The following is an 18,596-nucleotide window of genomic DNA, read 5'->3' as shown; positions in this document are numbered from 1 at the left end:
TGCTCAGCTGAGCAGCGGGACGCGGAAAATCTGCCCGGGGAAGATCAGGTTGGGATTGACGATGGTGTCCCTGTTGGCGTCAAAGATGTCGGTTGCCGTGGTGTTCTGCCCTTGTTGCGCGGCGATCTTGGTGAGATTATCCCCGCTCTTGACCTCATAGAGTTTGAAGCCCGCCAGTGCCGTGAACAAGGTGACGCGGACAAGGTTCAGATCGGGGCCGGGCGGGTGGATGCCGGAGGGGTCATCACCAAACACTTGCAGTGTCACGTGGGCGCCCCGGGCAGGGGTGTTTCCCAGCGTCACCACATTGCCGAAGTCGTGGATGACGCCCATGGAGCCGGCCCCGTGGATATTGCCGCTGCCCAGGGTGTGCCCGGCATTGTCCAGAACTTTCCACAGAACCACTGCCTCAAAACCGGTGCCGAAGCCGGCAATCACAAACGCCTTGCCAATCACGTCATTGTGGCGCGGCTGGCGAATCTCAATCAAACGTGGAGCAACCATGGTGTCCTCCTCAGAGCCGTTTCCACCATGATGCGCCTGATCGTGGCCCGGGGCAAGGTCTCCTTCCAAGCACCCCACACACGAATCATTGCGTGCACATCTTGACGTGCGGTACCACGTGCTCAGGCATTTGCCCCGAGAGATGTCAGCTGCGCGCCTTGGCGGGGATGGTCACCTCTTTGAGGATCAGGAGGATTCCGGCGGCTGCGGGGATGGCGACAAGCGCTCCGGGCAGGCCGGCAAGGGTCCCGCCGGCGAGCGCGGCGATGAGCACGATGGACCCGGGAACTTGCACTGCTTTGCTCATCACCTTCGGAGTGAAAATGTAGGCTTCGAGCTGCATGTAGATGAGCATGGCAATCAGCACGATCAGCGCAGCAGTCGGCGACACGAACAGGGTAAGGATCGACATGAACGCCGTGGTCAGCACCGTGCCGATGAGCGGGATGAGGGTGATGAAGAACGCGGCGACCGAGATGACAAGCGCGAACTTGTTGCCGACCAGCGTCAGCACGATCAGGCTAAAGGACGCATTGAGGAACGCCAGTACGACCATGCCGCTGAGATACCGGCCAATGTTCTGCATGATCCGTTCAGCCAGTTCGACGATACGTTCGCGGTGCGACGCCGAGACCAGCGAATAGATCGCTGCTTTGGAGGAATCCAGTGTGCCGGTGAAGTAGATCGTCAGGATAAAGACGAACATCGCCGTCGACGTTGCGCCGACCACGGCGACGCCAAACTGAAGGAGACCCCCGCCGATCCCGGTCCAGGTGGCCGGGTTGGTGAGGAAATCGACGACGGCGGAGTAAATGTTCGCCAGCAGTCCGCCACTGCCCGAAGACGCCTCCTGGAACCACTCCTGGGCGTGCAGGTCCGCGAGCATCGCCGGCAGTCCTCGCACAAAAGCGACAGCCTGGTTGATGACGAGCGGCAGGACCAGCCAGAGCAGGCCGACGATGACCAGGATGAAGAGTAAATTGACGGTGAGTATCGCGACACCGCGTTTCAGGCCACGACGTTGAAACCAACGCACCAGCGGGTCCAGGCCGAGCGTGATGAACGCGGCGGCGAACACAGAGAACACGACCGTCCCGATGCCGGCGATCGCGGCGGCCATCACCAAGGCTGCCAGCACGCCGAGCGTTGCGGTGAACGCCCAACGGAATGGGTGGTTCGCGAATGCGCTGGTACCCGTTTCGCGGTGTTCGCGGTGCCGGGCCTTCCGCTGGAGTGTGCGGCGCCGGGCCTTTTGCTGGAGTGTGCTCATGGCGTCAACTTACTCCCGAGCCTGCTGGGAAACCAGTGCCCACCCTTGCGACCGATGCGTCCTGCTGTAGGAATAGTAGGAATCGGGTGAGGCGCCTGGCTAATGTTCGGCGCATAATGGGTGTTGTATTGCGGGTACGCGTAGATCTGGGCGAGGATGCTCGAGATGGAGGTGCTGTGGTGACATCCAACGACGAGGACGCATCCCGACGGCAGCGGTGGGAGGGCCGGACCCGGAATCCGTTGTTGTTCGGTTCGGCATTCTTCCTACTGGCCTATTCCGTGCTCATCCTCGTGCCCCAGATGGCCGTGATGTGGCGGGTCGTTGTGATCGCGGCGCTCAGTATTGTGTGGGCGGCGTACATCATCGATCTTCTCGTGCGGGTATCCCTCACACCGCGGGGTCAGCGGTCCGAGTTCATCCGCACTCACCCTGCCGATACGGCATCCGCGTTCATCCCGTGGGTGCGGCCGTTCACACTGCTGAAGTACCTGTCCCGGATCCCGTGGTTTAGCAATGCGAATGGTGACTCGATCCGTTCGCGGATGGTAGTCGCAGCCCTGGCCTACACGATTTTGTTCGTGTATGTGATCGCGCTCGGTGTACTCGCCGTTGAACGCAATACACCCGACGCGACGATCGTCAGTTTCGGCGACGCGATTTGGTGGGCGTGTGTCACGGTCACGACCGTGGGCTACGGGGACTTCAGTCCGGTCACCGTGATCGGCAGGACGCTGGGGGTGGTCCTGATGGCCGGCGGTGTGGCGATCATTGGCACGGCAAGCGCCACCATCGTCTCCCTATTGAACGAGCGGATCGGCCGTGCTCGCCAGCAGCACCTAGCCTCGCAAGTCGATCCGCCAACCACGTCGTCCGCTGAGACCTGAGGCGAGGAAGACAATGTCCGACGCACCGTCCACGCCATGCTGACCCGACGCGAGCAAAAGGAGAACCTCCCATGACAATGGAACAGCAGGAGAACTCGGACACCGCCCGGTCCAGGATAGGCACGTGGCTTGGTGCGACGGCAATCGGCCGCTTCGTCCTGCGCATCGCGAACGCGCTCGTCGAGATCGAAGTGTTCGACCGAGCGATGACGCTCGCTGCACAAGCATTCACTTCGATACTCCCGCTCGTGATCGTCGTCGCAGCCCTCCGCGAGGGAGACGCGAAACCGATCGGAGCGGGCCTGTCCAACTACTTGGGGCTCAACGGCTCCGCAGCCAGCGTCCTGGAGAAAGTCGTCCCGGCCGCGTCGGATGTTTTCAGTGCACTTGGATGGTTCGGCATCCTGCTCCTGATCGTCTCGGCCACCGCATTCTCGCGAGCACTCGAACGGTTCTACTCCCGGGTTTGGTCGAAAGGAAAGAGTGGGTTCCGTGCCGCGTGGCGACCGTTCGCGGTGATCGCGACCATCCTTCTGGGACTAGTCGTACTCCGGTTCACCCGGTCAGCCATCCAGACGGACGGTGGCTTTGTCGCAGTCCGGGGTTTGGTTGTGTTCGTGCTGTGGACCGGTGTGTGGCTTCTCGCCGGATGGATCGTCCTAAACCGGACCGTCTCATTCCGGTCATTGTTGCCTGGTGCGGTTCTCTGCGGCATCGGACTTGCGATAGTCGGCGAAGTGGGCCGGATCTACCTGCCGATCGCCCTGACATCATCGGCAGAGCAATTCGGTGCCCTCGGCATCACCATCGCCTACGTCGGATGGCTCTTTGTCATTATGTGCGTGGTCGTCATCGCTGTGACCGCCGGGCACGTACTTACGGTGGAGTACGGTGTCTTGAGCAGCGTGAATCCGCACAGCGACCATCCGCTCAGCGTGCAGCCGCACAGCGACGACGGCTGAGCTCGGCAGCACCGCCATCATGTTGCGGGACTGGCGTGAAGGGCTCTCTGATCGTTGTGCGAGGAGCTTCGGACGGCTGCGGTGATTCCGCACCCTCCACGTTGGTGAACGCCAGACCGGCACCAAGAGCAACGGTGAGCCAGGTGCTTAGCAGGTGCCCTTCACGGCATCATTCAGCGCCGTCAGGGAGGTACGCAACGCCCGGACACCTGTGCCGACATCGGCGATTGCCTGCACCGACGGCGAGGTCTTGGCCGTGTCGATACTTGAACTGACCGAGGCAGAAGCCTGCTCGACGGCGTCGATCTGGGTGGCGAACTCGTCCTTGGCGTCGACCTTGAGCCTGGCTACGTCCGACTTCACCTGGGTGAGGTTGTTCTGCAGCTCCGTCAGAGCGCCCTGGGAGAGGTCTACGGTCGTCACAGCCGAGACGGACGTCCTGAGCGAGTCGACCGCCGAACAAACAGCTGTCGTTCCAGCGGTCGTTCCAGCGGTAGGTCCGGCTGTCGGTGCGGCCGTACTGCATCCCGCAGTGAGCAGTGCCGCCAGGAGGGCGCCAGTGGCCAGAAACGATGCAGCAGCCCGAGTCATCATGTCAGCCATGCTACCCCCACTGGACGGCGAGGGCCACGGCCGCCCCATTTCGCGCTTGGCCAACGTTGCTGGCCGCGGCGACTTTCCCGCCGGTAACGCGCCAGTAACGCGGTAAGTCCCACACTGGCCCTGACCGCAATAGCGAAGGCGTGGGATTGCGCCGGAGCTTTTGCGGACAGGCGCTGAGGATTTTCGGGAGGGTCAAATGACGTGGAGTGGCTGGTTTAATCATGGCGCCCCGGCGGGTGGGTTCGTTGCCGGGCCCGCGATTGTGTCGCGGAATGATTCCGTGTGCAACATTTATGTTCGCGGCACTGACGGTGCTTTGTGGCAGAAAGCGTATTGGGGCGGGCAGTGGCATGCCTGGGGCCGCCACAACGACGGCGCGGTGCTGGCCTCGGAGCCTGCTGCGGGCTCGATGGGTGAGAACCACGAGCATGTTTTCACCCGCGGCACGGACGGGAATGTGTGGCAAAAGTTCTGGACCAGCACTGCCGGGTGGAGTGGCTGGTTCAACCTTGGCGCCCCGGCCGGAGGTTTCATTGCCGGGCCGGCGATTGTGTCGCGGGATGATTCCGTGTGCAACATTTACGTTCGCGGCGCTGACGGTGCCTTGTGGCAGAAAGCGTATTGGGGCGGACAGTGGCATGCCTGGGAACGCCACAACGACGGCGGGGTGCTGGCTTCGGAGCCGGCGGCAGACACCATGGGCGGGAACCACGAGCACGTGTTCGTCCGCGGCACGGACGGGAACGTGTGGTCCAAGGCGTGGACGCTTGTTCCCACGGTGGTGCTGCACCTGAAGATTCTCACGCCGCCCACAAGCTTCACGGTGGACCAAATGGTCCAGTCCATGCGGGACGTCTATACCAGCCGGGGAATCAACGTTGTGGTCGGTTCGACCCAGAACCTGAACCTGCCGCTGCTGACTGACCTGGACGTTGGCGTCTGCGACATGGGTGTCACCACCGCCGAGCAGAATGTGCTGTACGGCAACCGGGACAATGTGGGTGCCAACCATGTGGCCGTGTATTTTGTTCGCACCACCAATCCGCCCTCCAACGGGTGTGCAGCATTTCCCGCCGGCCGCCCCAGCTGTGCCGTGGCCTCGACCGCCAGCAGCTGGACCCTTGGGCATGAGGTGGGTCATGTGCTGGGCCTGCGACACGTCACGCCCTGGGACAGGCTCATGATGGACGGTGGCACGTGGAACATCACCAACCCGCCACCGGATTTGATCGACGCCGAACGCGTGACGTTGGACGCCAGCGCCCTGACAGTGAACATCTAGGAGTGTGTCATGAACCTAACCATGGAAGACGTCCTGCGAGCCCTGGATCCCGACGAGGTTGACTATGCAGCAGCCTCCCAACTGGGGCCCGATGCGCTGCCTTTCCTGATGACCCTGGTTCAGGGCCAGGGCCAGGATCCGGGATTGGCGGCCAAGGCTGCGTATTTGGCCGCTGTCGTGGAAGGTGAGCTGTCCGAGCGAGTGGTCACAGCCGCGGCGGCGAGCGGTGATGTGCGTGTTCGGGTGGCGGCAGCCCATGCGGCCTCCATGCTGGCCGCCGAGCCTGCCAGCCGCGTGCTGGGAACGCTCTTGTTGGATAGCGACGCAGGCGTCCAGAAACTCGCCCTGAAGTCGGTGTCGGCCGGGCTGTCACCGGATCTGATGGTGAAAGTCCAAGAGGTCAGCGTCAACGGTTCAAGCCAAGGCCTGCGGGACTATGCTGTGCAGGCCATGGAACGGCTGCAATGACCTAGCCGTGCCGAAACAAGGCAGCCTGCACGCGTGAGGCCAAGCCAAGCTTGCCCAGCACCCGCGAGACATGGGTTTTGACAGTGGTTTCAGAAATGCCCAGTTGCCGGCCAATCGAGTAGTTGCTGAGGCCCTCGCCCAGGCACTCAAACACCTCCAGCTCCCGGTCCGTCAAGACCTGGAGTTCGGGGCGTTGCCCCTGTGCAGGGGTCGGCCCGCTGCCGGGGGACAGGGCGGCTGCCACAATGCGGGCAGTCACCTCCGGAGCCACAACCTGGTCCCCGCCATGCACCCGCCGTACCGCCTCGGTGATGGCGACCGGTTCGGCGCTCTTGAGCAGGAATCCCGCAGCCCCGGCCTCCAAGGCGCCAAACAGGTACGAATCATGATCGAAGGTGGTGAGTACCAACACCTTGGCCAGGCCTTCGGCGCAGATGGCCCGGGTTGCGCCAATGCCGTCCAGGCCGGGCATGCGCAGGTCCATCAGGACCACGTCGGGGCGCAGGGCGCGGGCCATGCCCACCGCGAGGGCACCGTCACCGGCTTCGCCGACGACTTCCATGTCGGCTGCGGTGTCAACCACCATGCGCATGCCCAGCCTAATGGCGGCGTGATCGTCTGCCAGTAAGACTGAGATGCGCCGTGGTTCAGCGTCGTTGGGCCGTGTCATGAGATGGCCCCTTGGGAAGACGTGGCCGCGGGGGCGGCTGCCGTTACTGAGTTGGCTTCAGTGCAATGGGGAGTTGGCAGCGTGAGCAAGACTATCCACTGCCCGTCGCTGGGGCCTGCCGTGAGCGTTCCGCCGGCGTGGGCAGCCCGAAAATGCATGCTGGCTAGGCCCGTTCCGGTGCCGTTGCGCGGAACCGTGCTGCCCCCGGACCCGTCAGGAAGGGGATTGGTGACGCGCAAGAGAATAGTGTGGGCCGGACTTTGCGTGAGGGAAACGTCCATCCCCTGGCCGGGTGCGTGCTTAGTGGCGTTGACCAAGGCCTCGGCAGCCACACGGTAGATGACAGTCTGCAGGGGCAGCGGCAGGTGATGGCCGGCGTCGGGCACAGTATTTGAAAACAGTAGGCTGGTGCCAGCTCGTTGGTAGTGCGCCACCAAGTTCGGCAGATCGCTGAGCTTGCCCATCGTTTCCGTCAGCTCGCCCGCGTGCAGGAGCCTGATCATGTTGTTGAGCTCCTCTAGCCCGGCAACACTTTCCGCCCGGATGTGGCGCAGGAGGGACTCGTGGGGGTCCTGCACGGCGGCGCCGGACTGCAGGGCGGCGCCGGACTGCAAGGCGATGGCCGACAGCCGGGCGGAGATCACGTCGTGGAGTTCGCGTGCCATGTGTGCCCGTTCCTGCTCCAACGCCAGATCGTGGGCATTGCGCTCGGCCAGAAGTCTCTGCTCGGCGGCCTCGTGGACAGCGTCGGCCCGGGCAGATTCACTCTCGGTGAGTAGGTTCGCCTTGCGCAAGTTCCCCGCCCATTCCACCGGCGTCAGCAAGGTGACAACAGCAACAACGGCTGCCGTGAGTGTTCCGGCAACACTGAGAGTCAGGGCAAAGGTGGCCAGCACCAGAAGCGCCGCCAAAACCCAGGCGCTGCGGGCAGCCAGCCGGGAAGCCTTGGCGGAGGCGAACAGCACTAAAGAGAAGAACAGCTCAAAGGCAAGCACAAAGGCACCCGCATGCCCCGCCAAGACGAAACCGACCACGGCCAGCGAACACATCCACGCCATGGCGCTCGGAGCAGTGCGGCGGAAGAGGACCCCTGCGCAGCCAAGCACGGCGATGCCCAGCCATGCCGAGGCGAACGCCGCCACACGGATACCCCCGGTGGCAGAAATATTAGTGGCCGCCAGGAGCCAAAACAGGGCAAAATATCCGCCAGCCAATGCCATGTCTTCAACTTTGATGTTCGCCAAGGCACGAACATCAAGTCCCCGGTAGCCCTTGCGCAGGCGCGTCAGTGGCGGCCCTGGTGCGGCAACGGCTGCGGATTCTTCCATCTGCCCATCTTCCGTTGCGAGACTGCCAGCAGGCAAGCGGCGTGCCGCAATGTGGCACTAAGGTATGACCCGCACGTGGACCAGATGGCGGATGTGCTTCACGGCCGGTATTGCGACGCTGGGCGTATGACCATCGCAATTTATGCACAACTCGCCGTCCTGGCCCTGATCGACAGCACCAGCATTGGCACGCTGCTGATTCCGCTGTGGCTGTTCCTGCGCCCGGACGCCAAACGCCTGATGCCACGAATACTGCTCTACTTGGGGGCACTGGCAGGCTTTTACCTGGTGATAGGTGTGGCCGTGCTCAGTGGGGCCAGCTGGCTGTTGGGCGGTTTGTCAGTTGACTCGCTGGCACAAATTCCTGTTGTCCAGTGGAGCATGAGCATTGCTGGTGTCCTCATGCTGGGCTACGCGTTATTTGCCGGTTCCGGCAAGAAACCCGCGGCAGTGGGGGCTGCCAACCGCTTGGCCGGGACATCACAAGGCGGCGCCGGGGCGCAGATCGCGGAAGATGCCTCAACGGGGCGGCGGCGCTGGCAGAACCGGATAGCGTCGGCGCTGGAGAGCCGTGGCGGCATTGTGGCCTTGGCGCTCATTGCCGGCGTGCTGGAACTGCCCACCATGCTGCCCTACCTGGCGGCCATAGGATTCCTGGTCAACTCAACCTTGCCGCTGGCCGGTGAGCTGACCGTCTTGGCCATCTATTGCGTGGTGATGCTCATCCCGGCGCTGGTCCTGTTGGGTCTACGGGTGGGCCTGGGTGCCAGGCTTGACCCGTTCCTGCACCGGGTCAGCAACAAGTTGGGAAAGTTCTCTGCTGAAACTGTGCTGTGGGTGGTGGGGATCGTCGGATTTCTGCTGCTGCGCTCGGGCCTGTCATACCTGGCCCCACTGGCAGCATGGAACCCGTTCAAGTGACACCCGGCCGCCGTCAGCGCAACCCGGCCGCCGCCGTCGAACATTCAAAAGACCAGCCATCCGTTCGCCGCTGGTGGAAGACGTTCCCGCCACGCGCCGCCATTTGAGAGAATGGGTGCATGACTTCTCTTGGAACCGGCAAAATGTCCAAACCCAGCAAATACACAGGCGTGGGCACCATCGTGCTGGCGCTCGTTTTCCTGGTGGCGCTGGTGTTTGCCGCCAACAACAGCACAGTGCTGGGCTGGATCATTGCCGCCATCGCGTTCGGCTGGTTGGTGCTCTCCACCGTGGTGTACATCGGCGTCCACAAGGCTGCCGCGTTTGGCGCCCGCCAGGTCGCCCTGGCCCAGGCCCAGATGGCGCAGCACAACAGTGCCAATGCCCCGGCCGACGGCGGCACCCACCTGGTCTCCGACGACGCCGGTTCACGCTCGGCCACGAAGGCACGCGATCTGAAACTGGACCACTCTTTCAAGATCATCAATGTTCAGATCGGCGTGGTCAACGAATACCTGGGCAAGGACCCTGAAATGGTGGCCCGCGCCCTGGAAACCATTGACATTACTGCAGCCAACGGCCGCGGCATGATCAACCCCAACTGGGAAGCCCAAGAGGCCAAGATGGATGCTGCCATGGCGAAAAAGAACGCCGAACGCCAGGGCACAAGCGCCAACGCCACAAGCAACACATCAGGCAAGCCCGCAGGCGAGGACGACGAGCCCGTTACCGGCGTCATCGTCGACTAAATCTTCCCCAGTCATTGACGTGGGGACACCTTTTCGCCGCGGCTGCTCAATTATGCGCAATACGCGGCCCGGACATACGCTGCACGGACCTGCGAATCGCAGCTACCTGCGGGTAAGGTGGAGCAAGTGAGTAACGGTAAAGAAAACGGTCAATTGCGGATCGCAAGCGTCAATGTCAACGGCATCCGTGCCGCCTACAAAAACGGTATGGGCCCCTGGCTGGCCGGGCGCGACGTTGACATCTTGTGCCTGCAGGAAGTCCGCGCACCCGACGCCATCGTGGAGGGCTTCCTCGGCGAGGACTGGCACCTGCTCCACGCCGAAGCCGAGGCCAAGGGCCGGGCGGGCGTGCTGATTGCCACCCGCAAGGACGTCCTGGAGCCGGTGGCCACCCGTGTGGGCATCGGTGAAGACTACTTTGCCACCACCGGGCGCTGGGTGGAGGCCGACTACCTCATCAACGGCTCCGACGGCACACCCACCACCTTGACTGTTGTTAGCGCCTACGTGCACTCCGGCGAGGTTGGCACGCCCAAACAGGACGACAAGTTCCGTTTCCTGGACACCATGATTGCCCGGCTGCCCCAGCTGGCAGCCACCCGTGACCATGTGCTGGTGGTGGGTGATTTGAATGTTGGCCACACCATCTTGGACATTAAGAACTGGAAGGGCAATGTGAAGCGTGCAGGCTTCCTGCCCGAGGAACGCGCTTACTTTGACAGGTTCTTTGGCGAGGAAATCGGTTTCAAGGACGTAGCCCGTGAATTTGCCGGCGAGGTGGAGGGCCCCTACACCTGGTGGTCCAACCGTGGGCAGGCGTTCACGAATGACACCGGCTGGCGCATTGACTACCACATGGCCACTGCGGGACTCGCTGCAAGGGCTGTTCATGCAGTGGTTGACAGGGCTGAGTCCTACGAGGCCCGTTTCTCTGACCACGCGCCGCTGGTCGTCGACTACAAGTTCTAAAGGACTCCACGCTTTCATGAGTGAAATCACCGCCCGCCCCCGCGTTCTTTCGGGCATGCAGCCCTCAGGCGATTCCCTGCACCTGGGCAACTACCTTGGCGCGCTGGTCAACTGGGTCAAGACCCAAGATGACTACCAGACACTGTTTTTCATCCCGGACATGCACGCCATTACTGTCACCCAGGACCCGGCGGAGCTGCGCGAGCGGACCCGTAAGACGGCAGCCCAATACATTGCCGGTGGCATTGACATTGAAAAATCAACGTTGTTTGTCCAGTCGCATGTACCCGAGCACGCCCAGCTGGCCTGGGTGCTGAACTGCATCACCGGGTTTGGCGAAGCATCGCGGATGACCCAGTTCAAGGACAAGTCAGCCAAGGGCGGTTCCGATGCCGCCAGCGTTGGCCTGTTCACCTACCCTGTGCTGATGGCCGCGGACATCTTGCTGTACCGCCCCCAGGGTGTGCCTGTGGGCGATGACCAGCGCCAGCACGTGGAGCTGGCCCGTGATTTGGCCAAGCGCTTCAACCACCGCTTTGGCGACACCTTTGTGGTGCCGGAGGCTTTCATTCAAAAAGAAGGCGCCCGGATTTATGACTTGCAGAATCCGACGTCGAAAATGTCCAAGTCCGCTTCCGGACCCAATGGGCTGATCAACCTACTCGATGACCCCAAGGTCACGGCCAAGCGGATCAAGTCAGCCGTCACCGACGCGGACACGGTCATTGCCCACGACCGCGCAGCCAAGCCCGGTGTCACCAACTTGCTGGAAATCCTCTCCACCCTGACGGACACGCCCGTTGACGCCCTGGTTGCTGAGTACGACGGCAAAATGTACGGCCACCTCAAGGTGGATGTTGCCGAGGCAGTGGTGGCCCGCCTTGAACCCATCCGGGCACGCACCCTGGAACTGCTCGAGGACCCGGCCGAACTTGACTCCCTGCTGGCCCATGGGGCGGCGAAGGCACGCGAAATTGCTTCCGTGACCCTTGCCGATGTCTACGCCAAGGTTGGTTTCCTGCCGCCACGGCCGGCGGTTGGATAAGCGTGCCAGGTATTGGTCAGAGCGGGGCATCACCTGTTCCACACGCGGACAGTTTGGGGGTCATCATCTCCTTGCCCGCGGCACTCGCCGCCGAGATCAGCGCCCGGCGCGCCGTGTACCAGGGCCCGGATGCCGCCGTCGTTCCTCCGCACATCACCTTGGTTTCGGGGCGAACCACTGACACGTGGGAGAAAGCTGCAGAACACGTGCGCTCGGTGGCCGCAACGGCTGCGCCATTTGTGATTTCACTGCGCGGGACGGGGACGTTTGAGCCTGTTTCGCCCGTGGTCTACCTCAATGTTGCCCGCGGCGGCGCCGAATGCACCGAGCTCCATGAACAGCTGCTGGCAGGGCCCTTGGAACACCTGCTGGAGTTTGATTTCCTGCCCCACCTGACTGTTGCCCATGACCTTGACGAGCCGGCCATGACCTTGGCAAAATCTGAGATGGCCACCTTTAATGCTGACTTTGAAGTGGGCAGCATCGGGCTTTTTGACCATCTTGGCGGCGGCTGGGAACTGCGTGAGGAGTTGAGTCTTGGGGGAGGCAAACCAGCGTGAGAGGGCCGGGACCGGCTATTTTCCGGGCACTGTAGCACCCGGAGTGCGGGCCAAACGGCCCCTGGCTGCAGCGCTGCAGCCACCCCCAAGCCCGCTGGACAGGAAGGCACTGGCTGCGTGGACGCAGTCCAAGCATGCTGCCTACCAGGAAGCTAAAACCGGTGGGAAGTTTGTTCCCAAGGTGGGCGCGCTGTTTCAGTGGCTCAACGCCAGGGCCGGGCAAATGTTTCCCCTGCGCATGTGGAACCTGTACACGCGCCGTCGCGGCCCGCTGCTGGCCGCCGGCAACGCCTACCTCATGTTCTTCTCCGTCGTTGCCATGCTGGTTGCCGGCTTCGCCATCTTCGGCATGATCGTCTCGGACAACCCGGTGCTCCAGGACGCTGTCGTTGACATGGTGGCCGGGACCACCCCCGGCCTGATCGACACCGGCGACGGCGGCCTGGCCACACCCGAACAGCTCCTGGAGTCGACCGATTTCGGTCTGACGCTCGTCATCTCCCTGATCGCCTTGCTCATCACGGCCCTGGGCTGGATCAACGGACTGCGTGAAGGCATTCGTTCGGTGCTGGGCCTGGCCCCGGACAGGACCAACCCTGTGTTGTCCAAACTGCTCGACGGCGGCACCCTCCTGGTGCTGGCCGTGGCACTGGTGCTCACCAGCGCCCTCGGTGCGCTGAGCACCGCCGCCGTGGGAAACATCAGCGAGTTCCTTGGCTGGGGCACGTTCCTGACGGGCTTCTCCGCCCAGCTGGGCTCGGTGTTCCTGATGTTCGTGCTGGATGTGGCGGTGGCCATCGTCATGTTCAGCATGGCCTCCCGGGTGCGCATGCCGCGGCGTGTGCTGCTGTTGGCATCTGTGTTTTCCGGTGCTGGCGCCACCATTTTGCGCTTCTTCAGCGCCCTGCTCCTGAACGGGGTCACCAACAATGCACTCCTGGCGCCCTTTGCCGTGATTCTGGGCCTCTTTGTCTGGTTCTTCCTGCTCAGCCAGGTGTACTTGATTGCCGCAGCCATCGCCGCCGTCCGGGCTGCCGATCTGCGCCCCCGCCCCGCCAAGCCCTAGCCGCCCCCAGCATCACCGCACCCTCGCGCCAGGTACGGCGCCCCGTTCCGCACCCTCGTGCCAGGTACGGCGCCCCGTTCCGCTCCGGGCGCCCCGTCCACGGGGCGCTGAAGGCGGAACGGGGCGCCGCGGCCGGTGAACAGGCCCCAAGCGGCCTGCAGGAACCGCCGTCGTGCAGGCAAAGGCTACTAGGAACGCAAAAGCGCCGCCCCCACAAGGGAGCGGCGCTTTTTGTTTGGAGCAGATGCTAGATGCTGCGGCCCAGGATGGCCTGCTTGACCTCAGCGATGGCCTGCGTGATCTGAATGCCGCGGGGGCATGCTTCGGTGCAGTTGAAGGTGGTGCGGCAACGCCACACGCCCTCTTTGTCGTTGAGGATCTCCAGGCGCATGTCGCCGGCGTCATCACGGGAATCGAAGATGAAGCGGTGCGCGTTCACGATGGCGGCCGGGCCGAAGTACTGGCCGTCGGTCCAGAACACGGGGCAGGATGACGTGCACGCGGCACACAGGATGCACTTGGTGGTGTCGTCAAAACGCTCGCGGTCCTCGGCGGACTGCAGGCGCTCCTTGGCCGGTTCGTGGCCACGGTTGACCAGGAACGGCATGACCTCGCGGAAGGACTGGAAGAACGGCTCCATGTCCACGATGAGGTCCTTCTCCACGGGCAGGCCCTTGATGGGCTCAACCGTGATGGGCTTGGACGTGTCAAGATCCTTCAGCAGGGTCTTGCAGGCCAAGCGGTTGCGGCCGTTGATGCGCATGGCATCTGAACCACAAACACCGTGGGCGCAGGAACGGCGGAAAGTCAGCGAACCATCCTGCTCCCACTTGACCTTATGCAGGGCATCCAACACGCGGTCGGTGCCGTACATGGTCATGGTGAAGTTTTCCCACGTGGACTCCTCGGAGACCTCGGGGTTGTAGCGACGTACGCGCAAGGTGACGTCGAAGGTGGGGATTTCCCCGCCGCCACCGAGGTGGGCCGGGAGTTCAATTTTGGATGCCGGTTCCGGCAATTCAGTTTCCACGGTGCTCATTAGTACTTCCTCACCATCGGCTGGTAGCGCGTAAAGACAACGGGCTTGGTGCCCAGACGGATTCCGGCAATGCTTTCAGCGGAGTTTTCCACCGTGACGCCGGAGTCCAAGTACGCCATGGAGTGCTTCATGAAGTTCTCGTCGTCGCGCTCGGGGAAGTCTTCGCGGTAGTGCCCGCCACGGGATTCCTGGCGGTGCAGGGCAGCCACTGTCATGACCTTGGCCAGTTCCAGCAGGAAGCCCAACTCCACAGCTTCAAGCAGGTCAAGGTTGAAACGCTTGCCCTTGTCCTGAACAGTGATGCGTGAGTAGCGCTCTTCGAAGACAGCAATGTCAGCCAAGACCTTGTTCAAGGAATCAGCAGTACGGAACACCTGCATGTTGGCATCCATGGTGTCCTGCAGATCCTTGCGGATCAGCGCAACCTTTTCGCCGCCGTCGGACTTGCGGACGTGGTCCAGCAAGGCAACGGTGTCAGCTTCCGGGTTCTCCGGCAGCTCAACAAAGTCAGCCGTGAGGGCGTACTTTGCCGCGGCAATGCCGGCGCGCTTGCCGAACACGTTGATGTCCAGCAGGGAGTTGGTGCCCAAACGGTTGGAACCGTGAACGGAAACACAAGCAACTTCTCCGGCGGCGTACAGGCCCGGGATCACGGTGTCGTTGTCCTGGAGGACCTCCGTGGTGATGTTCGTGGGAACACCGCCCATGGCGTAGTGGGCCGTGGGGAATACGGGGACGGGCTCCGTGTACGGCTCCACACCCAGGTAGGTGCGGGCGAACTCGGTGATGTCCGGGAGCTTGGCGTCAATGTGTGCCGGCTCCAGGTGGGTCAGGTCCAAAAGGACGTAGTCCTTGTTCGGGCCACAACCGCGGCCTTCACGAACCTCGTTGGCCATGGAACGCGCCACGATGTCACGCGGAGCCAAGTCCTTGATGGTGGGGGCGTAGCGCTCCATGAAGCGCTCACCCTCGGAGTTACGCAGGATTGCACCCTCGCCGCGGGCGGCCTCGGAGAGCAGGATGCCCAAACCGGCCAAGCCTGTCGGATGGAACTGGAAGAACTCCATGTCTTCCAGCGGGATGCCCTTGCGGAACGCGATGCCCATGCCGTCACCGGTCAGGGTGTGTGCGTTGGAGGTGGTCTTGAAGACCTTGCCCGCGCCACCTGTTGCCAGGATGACGCTCTTGGCCTGGAAGATGTGCAGTTCGCCTGTGGCCAGGTCGTAAGAGACAACGCCGGCTGTCTTCTTCTGCAGGTAGACGGTGCCGTCCTCGCGGGTGGCTTCCTCTTCAACCGTGAGCAGATCCAGCACGTAGTACTCGTTGTAGAACTCGACGTTGTGCTTGACACAGTTTTGGTACAGGGTCTGCAAAATCATGTGACCCGTACGGTCAGCGGCGTAGCAGGCGCGGCGAACGGGCGCCTTGCCGTGGTCGCGAGTGTGACCACCAAAGCGGCGCTGGTCAATACGGCCTTCGGGTGTGCGGTTGAACGGCAGACCCATCTTTTCCAGGTCGATGACAGCTTCGATGGCCTCTTTGGCCATAACCTCTGCGGCGTCCTGGTCTACCAGGTAGTCGCCGCCCTTGACGGTGTCAAAGGTGTGCCATTCCCAGTTGTCCTCTTCCACGTTGGCCAGGGCTGCACACATGCCGCCCTGTGCTGCACCGGTGTGGGAGCGGGTGGGGTAGAGCTTGGTCAGAACAGCGGTGTGGGCACGCTGACCGGATTCAATGGCGGCACGCATTCCTGCGCCACCGGCCCCGACGATTACGACGTCGTATTTGTGGACCTGCATACTGGATGCTCTTTCTCTCATTTACTGCGCAAAATACTGGTGTTCACTTCTGATCCGCCAGGCAAGCCTGGCGGGGTCCACTAAAAGTTAAGGGACGGTGCAGAAGGACGGGAGGTCAATGACGGCGCCGGGGGGGCACGGGTCAAAGGTGAAGATCACCAAGGTGCCCAGCACAATGATGACGGCTGAGGCGATGAACAGCACAGTCTTGAGCGTCAGGCGGGTGCCGGCGCGTTCTGCGTAGTCATTGATGATGGTGCGGACACCATTGGTGCCGTGCAGCATGGCCAGCCACAGCATGGCCAAGTCCCAGACCTGCCAGAACGGGTCGGCCCACTTGCCAGCGACAAAGCCGAAGTCGATGGCGTGGATGCCCTCGCCCACCATGAGGTTGACGAACAGGTGGCCGAAGATCAGCACAATCAAGATCACACCTGAGAGACGCATGAACAACCATGCGAACATCTCAAAGCTGGATCCGGAGCTCTTGGATCGCGTGTACTTGGGTGACTGTGCGCTGTCAGAGCGCGGTGACGCGATGGCGTTGGTGCTCATTTAGTGCCCCCCGAAGAAATTAGAGAAGACAATGGTGAGGTGACGGATCAGGAACGGGATCATGGTCACGGCCCATAGAGCCAGGACGCCCCAGAGCAGCTGACGCTGGTACTTGGGGCCCTTCTTCCAGAAGTCGATCGCGATGATGCGCAGACCGTTGAAGGCGTGGAAGACGATGGCGGCAACAAGGCCGGCCTCGCCTAAGCCCATGATGGGGTTTTTATATGCCCCAATAACTGCTGTGTACGCCTCTGGGGACACGCGCACCAAAGAGGTGTCCAGGACGTGCACCAACAAGAAAATAAAAATTACTACACCGGTAATTCGGTGTCCCACCCAGGACCACATGCCTTCTCGGCCGCGGTACAGAGTGCCAGCTGGTTTTGTCGGCACTGAATAAACCTTCCCTGCATCACCGTTGCGCTGGCGTGGTTCCACGCGGGGAAACGCACACGGCGTGAGCACTCATAACTTTGCCTAAATTTAGGCTTAGCTAACAGCATATTCAACTTAGGCACTCCTTGCTCTATGCGACATATCACAGACGTGTCACATTTAAGGGTTGTAGAAGTCCGAAATTGGCCCGGATGGGGCTTTCGCAGCGACTGTCCGGGGGCCTCGACGGCGTGCCCGCACCTACTACCCTGGGTGGAGGTTTCGTGCGGACTACCTGCCCCTGCCGTGCCATCGCTTATGGTGGGAGTGATGAATACGCAAAATTTGGTTGAGCCCGAGCTGCCCGGAACAGACCCGCTGGGCAGGTTCTATGCAGTAATCCCCGCTGGCGGTGTTGGCACCAGGCTGTGGCCGCTGTCTCGCGCCGCCGCCCCCAAATTTCTGCATGACCTGACAGGCAGCGGCAGCACCTTGTTACGCGCAACCTACGACAGGCTGGAACCGCTTAGCGGCGAAAAGGTTCTTGTGGTCACCGGTGAAGCCCACCGAGATGCCGTGTGCCTGCAGCTTCCCGAGATTGCCGATTCGAACTTGGTGCTGGAGCCTGAACCCAAGGATTCCGGCGCAGCCATTGGTTTGGCCGCAGCCATCCTGTACCTCCGGGACCCCTCCACCATCATGGGTTCCTTCGCAGCGGACCAGGTCATCAGTCCCGTGGAGAAATTCCAGGACGCCGTACGTGAAGCCATCTACACGGCGGCCACCGGCAAGATTGTGACGATTGGCATCAAGCCAACACACGCGTCCACCGGCTTTGGCTACATCAAGACTGGTTCGCCGCTGCACGTCAAGGGTGCCCCGAGTGCCCAGACTGTTGTGAAATTTGTTGAAAAGCCCAGTGAGGCTGTGGCCGAGGAGTACCTTGTCAGCGGCGACTACAACTGGAACGCCGGAATGTTCGTGGCCCCGGTGGAGTTGATGCTGCACCACTTGGAGATCAATGAGCCCGAACTCTATGAAGGCCTCATGGAAATCGCCAAGGCCTGGGACACCCCCGAGCGGGTGGCGGTGAAGAACCGCATCTGGCCCACTCTGCCGAAGATTGCCATCGACTATGCGGTTGCCGAGCCGGCGGCCGACGCCGGAGACGTGGCGGTCATACCGGCGTCCTTCAGCTGGGATGACGTTGGAGATTTCGCTGCCATTGCACGTTTGAACAACGCCAAGGAAGTGGACGCGGTCACCGTCATGGGTGAGGGCGCCCGCGTGTTCACCGAGAACAGCAGCGGCATTGTGGTGACAGACACCAAGCGTGTCATAGCCCTGATTGGCATCCAGGACGTGGTGGTTGTTGACACCCCCGACGCCCTGCTGGTCACCACACGCGCCCACTCACAACTGGTGAAAAATGCTGTTGACGGACTCAAAGCCAAGGGCGACACCGACGTCCTCTAACCGCACTTTTTGCAACTGACCCGCAGAAAACGCCGAAAAAACGCGTTTTGGACGCGATTTTCGTCGTT

21 protein-coding genes are annotated in these 18,596 nt (G+C 62.2%); 12 read left to right on the top strand and 9 right to left on the bottom strand.

All coding sequences use genetic code 11. The features are described from left to right. Window positions 1-3: 3 nt before the first annotated feature. Together CVS28_RS03855 and CVS28_RS03850 are read right to left on the bottom strand one after the other, a co-directional pair. On the bottom strand, window positions 4-504 hold the full coding sequence (locus tag CVS28_RS03855; protein WP_133159041.1) for a LysM peptidoglycan-binding domain-containing protein: 501 nt from the start codon (window positions 502-504) through the stop codon (window positions 4-6). Window positions 505-649: 145 nt separating this feature from the next. Next, window positions 650-1,774 carry an AI-2E family transporter gene (locus CVS28_RS03850; RefSeq protein WP_103464175.1) on the bottom strand — a complete coding sequence of 375 codons (1,125 nt, stop codon included), beginning with the start codon at window positions 1,772-1,774 and terminating at the stop codon, window positions 650-652. Window positions 1,775-1,953: 179 nt separating this feature from the next. Between CVS28_RS03850 and CVS28_RS03845 the strand changes: the two genes are divergently transcribed. After that, window positions 1,954-2,661, top strand: a complete 708-nt coding sequence (locus tag CVS28_RS03845) for a potassium channel family protein (RefSeq protein ID WP_165788058.1) — start codon at window positions 1,954-1,956, stop codon at window positions 2,659-2,661. Between the two features lie 71 nt (window positions 2,662-2,732). Then, window positions 2,733-3,623 carry a YhjD/YihY/BrkB family envelope integrity protein gene (locus CVS28_RS03840; RefSeq protein ID WP_103464177.1) on the top strand — a complete coding sequence of 297 codons (891 nt, stop codon included), beginning with the start codon at window positions 2,733-2,735 and terminating at the stop codon, window positions 3,621-3,623. Window positions 3,624-3,770: 147 nt separating this feature from the next. Here the strand turns inward: CVS28_RS03840 and CVS28_RS03835 are convergent, their stop codons facing one another. Further along, window positions 3,771-4,046, bottom strand: coding sequence for a hypothetical protein (locus tag CVS28_RS03835; protein WP_103480703.1), 276 nt, complete (start codon window positions 4,044-4,046; stop codon window positions 3,771-3,773). Between the two features lie 136 nt (window positions 4,047-4,182). Here CVS28_RS03835 and CVS28_RS19585 point away from each other — a divergent pair, with 136 nt between their 5' ends. The 3 genes from CVS28_RS19585 to CVS28_RS03825 all read left to right on the top strand — a co-directional run bounded on the left by CVS28_RS19585 (window position 4,183) and on the right by CVS28_RS03825 (window position 5,976). Further along, complete coding sequence (locus tag CVS28_RS19585) at window positions 4,183-4,332, top strand: hypothetical protein (RefSeq protein ID WP_165788057.1); 150 nt, start codon at window positions 4,183-4,185, stop codon at window positions 4,330-4,332. Window positions 4,333-4,422: 90 nt separating this feature from the next. Further along, the gene (locus tag CVS28_RS03830; protein ID WP_133159040.1) at window positions 4,423-5,508 is read left to right on the top strand and encodes a DUF8189 domain-containing protein; all 1,086 of its coding nucleotides are present in this window, start codon (window positions 4,423-4,425) and stop codon (window positions 5,506-5,508) included. A 9-nt stretch (window positions 5,509-5,517) separates the two neighbouring features. Further along, window positions 5,518-5,976: a hypothetical protein gene (locus tag CVS28_RS03825; protein WP_103480701.1), complete on the top strand. Its 459-nt coding sequence runs from the start codon at window positions 5,518-5,520 to the stop codon at window positions 5,974-5,976. 1 nt (window position 5,977) lies between these two features. Here CVS28_RS03825 and CVS28_RS03820 read toward each other — a convergent pair whose 3' ends face one another. Both CVS28_RS03820 and CVS28_RS03815 read right to left on the bottom strand, forming a co-directional pair. After that, a complete protein-coding gene (locus CVS28_RS03820; protein WP_103480700.1) occupies window positions 5,978-6,646 on the bottom strand; it encodes a response regulator in 669 nt (222 codons plus the stop codon). After that, a complete protein-coding gene (locus CVS28_RS03815; RefSeq protein WP_103480699.1) occupies window positions 6,643-7,974 on the bottom strand; it encodes a sensor histidine kinase in 1,332 nt (443 codons plus the stop codon). Before CVS28_RS03815 ends, CVS28_RS03820 begins: the two co-directional genes overlap by 4 nt. A 126-nt stretch (window positions 7,975-8,100) precedes the next feature. Between CVS28_RS03815 and CVS28_RS19580 the strand changes: the two genes are divergently transcribed. The 6 genes from CVS28_RS19580 to CVS28_RS03785 all read left to right on the top strand — a co-directional run bounded on the left by CVS28_RS19580 (window position 8,101) and on the right by CVS28_RS03785 (window position 13,284). Beyond that, window positions 8,101-8,895: a GAP family protein gene (locus tag CVS28_RS19580; protein WP_165788056.1), complete on the top strand. Its 795-nt coding sequence runs from the start codon at window positions 8,101-8,103 to the stop codon at window positions 8,893-8,895. 119 nt (window positions 8,896-9,014) lie between these two features. Continuing rightward, the gene (locus tag CVS28_RS03805; RefSeq protein ID WP_207767437.1) at window positions 9,015-9,644 is read left to right on the top strand and encodes a hypothetical protein; all 630 of its coding nucleotides are present in this window, start codon (window positions 9,015-9,017) and stop codon (window positions 9,642-9,644) included. 117 nt (window positions 9,645-9,761) lie between these two features. After that, window positions 9,762-10,613 (top strand): exodeoxyribonuclease III, encoded by an 852-nt coding sequence (locus tag CVS28_RS03800; protein ID WP_103480698.1) that lies wholly within the window; start codon window positions 9,762-9,764, stop codon window positions 10,611-10,613. Window positions 10,614-10,629: 16 nt separating this feature from the next. Further along, the gene (gene trpS, locus CVS28_RS03795; RefSeq protein WP_103464184.1) at window positions 10,630-11,658 is read left to right on the top strand and encodes a tryptophan--tRNA ligase; all 1,029 of its coding nucleotides are present in this window, start codon (window positions 10,630-10,632) and stop codon (window positions 11,656-11,658) included. A 2-nt stretch (window positions 11,659-11,660) separates the two neighbouring features. Then, the gene (locus tag CVS28_RS03790) at window positions 11,661-12,218 is read left to right on the top strand and encodes a 2'-5' RNA ligase family protein (RefSeq protein ID WP_165788055.1); all 558 of its coding nucleotides are present in this window, start codon (window positions 11,661-11,663) and stop codon (window positions 12,216-12,218) included. Next, window positions 12,196-13,284 (top strand): YihY/virulence factor BrkB family protein, encoded by a 1,089-nt coding sequence (locus tag CVS28_RS03785; protein ID WP_103464186.1) that lies wholly within the window; start codon window positions 12,196-12,198, stop codon window positions 13,282-13,284. The genes CVS28_RS03790 and CVS28_RS03785 overlap by 23 nt, the downstream gene beginning before the upstream one ends. Before the next feature lie 247 nt (window positions 13,285-13,531). Here CVS28_RS03785 and CVS28_RS03780 read toward each other — a convergent pair whose 3' ends face one another. The 4 genes from CVS28_RS03780 to sdhC all read right to left on the bottom strand — a co-directional run bounded on the left by CVS28_RS03780 (window position 13,532) and on the right by sdhC (window position 17,070). Then, window positions 13,532-14,314, bottom strand: a complete 783-nt coding sequence (locus CVS28_RS03780; protein ID WP_103464416.1) for a succinate dehydrogenase iron-sulfur subunit — start codon at window positions 14,312-14,314, stop codon at window positions 13,532-13,534. Between the two features lie 8 nt (window positions 14,315-14,322). Beyond that, window positions 14,323-16,122, bottom strand: a complete 1,800-nt coding sequence (gene sdhA / locus CVS28_RS03775) for a succinate dehydrogenase flavoprotein subunit (protein WP_103464187.1) — start codon at window positions 16,120-16,122, stop codon at window positions 14,323-14,325. An 87-nt stretch (window positions 16,123-16,209) separates the two neighbouring features. Continuing rightward, entirely contained in the window at window positions 16,210-16,677 is a 468-nt protein-coding gene (locus CVS28_RS03770) for a succinate dehydrogenase hydrophobic membrane anchor subunit (RefSeq protein WP_103464188.1), read from the bottom strand. Then, a complete protein-coding gene (sdhC, locus tag CVS28_RS03765) occupies window positions 16,678-17,070 on the bottom strand; it encodes a succinate dehydrogenase, cytochrome b556 subunit (protein WP_074711603.1) in 393 nt (130 codons plus the stop codon). A gap of 312 nt (window positions 17,071-17,382) precedes the next feature. Between sdhC and CVS28_RS03760 the strand changes: the two genes are divergently transcribed. Beyond that, window positions 17,383-18,528 (top strand): mannose-1-phosphate guanylyltransferase, encoded by a 1,146-nt coding sequence (locus tag CVS28_RS03760; RefSeq protein WP_103480697.1) that lies wholly within the window; start codon window positions 17,383-17,385, stop codon window positions 18,526-18,528. Window positions 18,529-18,596 lie beyond the last annotated feature (68 nt).

The organism is Arthrobacter glacialis (assembly GCF_002909415.1).
Classification (GTDB): Bacteria; Actinomycetota; Actinomycetes; order Actinomycetales; family Micrococcaceae; genus Specibacter; species Specibacter glacialis.
Note: the sequence above shows the minus strand (reverse complement) of the source record. Positions and strands in the feature narration are given on the sequence as shown.